The organism is Streptomyces sp. NPDC007095, assembly GCF_040634475.1.
GTDB lineage: Bacteria > Actinomycetota > Actinomycetes > Streptomycetales > Streptomycetaceae > Streptomyces.
The window spans coordinates 1-3808 of the sequence record NZ_JBEYFS010000444.1 but is presented as its reverse complement, the minus strand read 5'-3'; the positions used below and the strand labels follow the sequence as shown (position 1 = coordinate 3808).

4 protein-coding genes are annotated in these 3808 nt (G+C 71.6%); 1 reads left to right on the top strand and 3 read right to left on the bottom strand.

All coding sequences use genetic code 11. The annotated features are described in order from the left end of the window. Nucleotides 1-110: 110 nt before the first annotated feature. Both ABZ656_RS56955 and ABZ656_RS56950 read right to left on the bottom strand, forming a co-directional pair. On the bottom strand, nucleotides 111-1070 hold the full coding sequence (locus ABZ656_RS56955; RefSeq protein WP_101402095.1) for a DMT family transporter: 960 nt from the start codon (nucleotides 1068-1070) through the stop codon (nucleotides 111-113). Then, the gene (locus tag ABZ656_RS56950) at nucleotides 1067-1963 is read right to left on the bottom strand and encodes a phosphatase PAP2 family protein (RefSeq protein WP_101402096.1); all 897 of its coding nucleotides are present in this window, start codon (nucleotides 1961-1963) and stop codon (nucleotides 1067-1069) included. Before ABZ656_RS56950 ends, ABZ656_RS56955 begins: the two co-directional genes overlap by 4 nt. A gap of 259 nt (nucleotides 1964-2222) precedes the next feature. On the opposite strand from ABZ656_RS56950, the gene ABZ656_RS56945 reads away from it, so the two are divergent. Beyond that, the gene (locus ABZ656_RS56945; protein ID WP_054236092.1) at nucleotides 2223-2837 is read left to right on the top strand and encodes a TetR/AcrR family transcriptional regulator; all 615 of its coding nucleotides are present in this window, start codon (nucleotides 2223-2225) and stop codon (nucleotides 2835-2837) included. 155 nt (nucleotides 2838-2992) lie between these two features. Here the strand turns inward: ABZ656_RS56945 and ABZ656_RS56940 are convergent. After that, nucleotides 2993-3808: hypothetical protein (locus ABZ656_RS56940; protein WP_360280478.1), on the bottom strand; the 816-nt coding region annotated here is incomplete at its 5' end.

Here is a 3808-nt window from a genome sequence, read left to right as displayed (position 1 = left end):
AGCTGGACGCCCGGGGGGTGGGATTACCCGGCCCACCAAAAGAAGGGTGGCCGCGGAGAGTTCCGCGGCCACCCTTCTTGTCGTGCGTTTTCCTGGAGCCCCCAGGAGTCCTACAGGGGCGTCAGCTGACCCGAGTCGGGCTGCTTCGGCAGCAACGAGGGTTCGTACGCCGCCGATCCTGGCTCCAGCGCCAGTACCGCGGCGACGGGGTGCTCGTCCGCGGTGCTCACCAGAGGTTCGGGCAGCGCCGGCTCCAGCACCGAGCGGGACAGCGTCACCACACCCCACGACGCCACGCCCGCGCCCACGGCCGCGAGCAACAGGCCGGCCGGGCCGCCCTGCAACTGCTCCCCGAGCAGGAAGAGGCCTATCGCCGCGGCGGCGACCGGGTTGGCGAGCGTCACGACGGCGAGCGGGGCGCCGAGACCACCCCGGTAGGCGGTCTGCGACAGGAGCAGTCCGCCCGCCGCGAAGGCGGCGACGAGCAGGGCCACCACGATCACCTGGGCGCTGAGCAGCGGGCCGGAGCGGTCCGTCACGGCCACGGTCACCGACTGCGTGAGCGCGGAGGCGACACCCGAGGCGAACCCGGAGGCGGTCGCGTGCCGCAGCCCCGGCCGGGCGCCGGGCCGCGACAGGATGCCGATCAGGGCGGCCGTCGTGGCGGCCACGCCCAGCGCCTGCGGCACGCTCAGCACATCGTCGGGCGCGGGCCCGGACGCCGTGACCAGCAGCGCGGACAGTCCGATCAGGGTGAGCGCGGTACCGCGCCACTCGACCGCGCTGACCCGCCGTCCGGCGACCCGTGCGCCGAGCGGCACCGCGGCCACCAGCGTGAGCGCGCCGAGCGGCTGTACGAGAGTGAGCGTGCCGTACTTCAGCGCGGCGACGTGCAGCAGCGCGGCGGAGGCGTTCAGTACGACGGTCCACCACCATGCCCCGCTGCCCAGCAGCCGCAGCGTGCCCGAGTCGGTGGTCCGGGAGGCGAGCCGCTCCTGGGCCACGGCCGCGGCGGCGTACGCCACGGCCGAGAAGAGCGAGAGGACCACGGCGGCGAGTGTGGCGTTCATCGTCTTGCCCCCACGAGCTCCGGTACGGATTCCTTTTCGCCAGCACCGCCGGCCCCGCCGGAATTCCCGGCTTCTGCGTCGGCTTCCCCGGACGCTTCGGCGGCGACGAGGCCGTGCGCCTCGGTCGCCCCGGCCCCGCGCGGCAGACGGACCACGGCCAGCGCGATGCCGAGCAGCGCGGTCGCCACGATCGCGTCGAGCCAGTAGTGGTTCGCCGTGCCGACGATCACCAGCAGGGTGAGCAGCGGATGCAGCAGCCACAGCCAGCGCAGGCGGGAGCGGGTCGCGGCGATCAGGCCGATCGCCACCATCAGGGCCCAGCCGAAGTGCAGCGAGGGCATCGCCGCGAACTGGTTCGCCATCTCGTCGGTCGCCGGGTGCGCCCCGTACACGGTGGGTCCGTACACCTGTCCGGTGTCCACCAGGCCCGCGGCGGCCAGCAGCCGGGGCGGGGCGAGCGGGAAGGTGAGGTGCAGAGCCAGGGCGGCGGCGGTGACCGCGGCCAGGACCCGGCGGGCCCACACGTAGTGGACCGGGCGCCGCAGGTACATCCAGACCAGGAAGGCCACGGTGGCCGGGAAGTGCACGGTCGCGTAGTAGGTGTTCGCGAGATGCACCAGGGTGTCGCTGTGCAGCAGCACGCCCTGTACGGAGCCTTCGCCCGGCAGGTGGAGCGTCCGCTCCCAGTCCCACACGCGGTTCGCGTTGCGGAAGGCCTCGGCGGTGTGGCCGTCGGCCAGCTGCCGGCCGACCTTGTAGACGACGAAGAGCCCTACGACGAGCAGGAGCTCACGTACGAGAGGGGGCCGTGCCGCGGTGCTGGGCGGCGACGGCCGCCGTATCGCCGCGGCCGGCTCAGGTTCTGCTTCCGCAGGCTCGGTTCGGGATTCCATCCCCCGGCCCCTTTGCTGACGGTGTTGCTTGGGGTGGTGCGCGGTGAGCCCAGGACAGAATCCACTCGATCACTCGAGATTCACTCGACAGCGGAGTGGGTCCTGTCCAAGGCTCATCGATACGGAAGTGTACCGATACGAAGGTGTACCGATACGCCACTGTACCGATACGGGTGCGTACCGGTACAGTGGCGTATCGATATACACTGTGTGAAGCGGAACACCAGGCGAGCCATCCACACGAGCGAGGAGATGAGCCATGACGTCGCAGGCCGCGGACGGACCGGAGACGGTCGTCGCCTCGCGCCGCTCCAAGATCACGCCCGAGCGTGAGCAGGAGTTCTACGACGCCGTGCTCGAGCAGATCCGCGAGTGCGGCTATGACTCGCTCACCATGGAGGGCGTGGCCGCGAGCACCCGGTGCAGCAAGTCCACGCTCTATCGCCAGTGGAAGACGAAGCCGCAGTTCGTGGCCGCCGCCCTGCGCGCCAACAGCTGTCCGCGCTTCTCTGGCATCGACACCGGCACGCTCGCCGGGGACCTGCGCGCGATGGCGCAGGCCGCGGGGAACTGGTCGGGCCGCGACAGTCAGCTGCACCAGGCGCTCGGCCATGCCGTGTTCCAGGACAAGGAACTGCAGGAGGCGCTGCGCGACGCGCTCGTCGAGCCCGAGATCGGCGCGGTCAAGGAGATCCTGGCCCGCGGGGTCGCCCGGGGCGAGGTCGCCGCGGACCACCCGGCGCTGGAGTTCATCCCGGCGCAGCTGTTCGGTGTGGTGCGGGTTCGCCCCGTGCTGGAAGGGCGGAACGCCGATGCGGCGTATCTCACACAATTCGTCGAGGCCGTCGTGATTCCGGCCCTCGGCCTGACCTGAGACTCAGGTCGCCGTCCGCGGGATGACCGGACGTCGGCCTGCTCGCGCCGCACCGTGGGGACGGGGGCGGCGCGCACCCCCCGGCCGGGTGGGGTTCCTCTTGAGCGGAGGGGCACCCCACCCGGCCGATCCATGTCCGGGGCTGGACTTGCGGGCTAGACGTTCTGCCCGTTGCCGCTCACGCCGGACGCCACCTTGATGCCCTTGGTGATGTCGTCGATCACGGACTCCTTGGGCGCCTTGGAGCTGACGTCGATGCCGAAGCGGACGACGATCAGTGACTTGGAGTCGGCGGGGGACGGGAAGACGAGCGATTCGACGTAGCCGTCGTCACCCTTGCTGGTGACGACCTTCCAGCGGACGAGGTAGCCCTTCTCGCCGGCCACGGTGACCGCCTTGGAGGCGAGCTCCGTGTGCGAGGTGATCGTGCCGTAGCCCTTGCCGTACGACTCGGTGGCGTTCTTGGAGATGTCCTCCTTGGCCGCCGCCTCCGCCGTGGTGGACTTCAGTTTCTGTGCTGCGGCGGTTGCCGAGTACGCGCCGCCCCGCTGGCAGTCCTGCGAGGTGTCGCCGGGGCACTTGTAGGTGTCCTTGGTCGACAGCACGGCACCCGTCGTGGTGCTCCCGCCGGTCCAGTTGTCGGGCACGGGCATGCTGATGCCGCTGATCAGATCGGTGGCGTAGCCGTCCTCGAGCTGTGGCTGCCCGGACCGGCCCGGTGCCGGGGTCTGGCCCCCGGAACCGCCCGAGCCCCCGGAGCCTCCGGGAACGCCGCCCGGTCCGCCCTCGATGCCCCCGTTGCCGCCGCCCTGCCCGCCGAATCCGCCCTGGCCGCCGTTCTGCCCGCCGGAGGCCTGGGAGGTGGCGCTGTTCCCGCCGTTGCCGTCGCTCTTGGTCAGGGCGTACACCCCGCCCCCGATGCCCGCGAGGACCGCGATCGCGGCGGCGACGGCTATGCCGGTGTCCGTCGC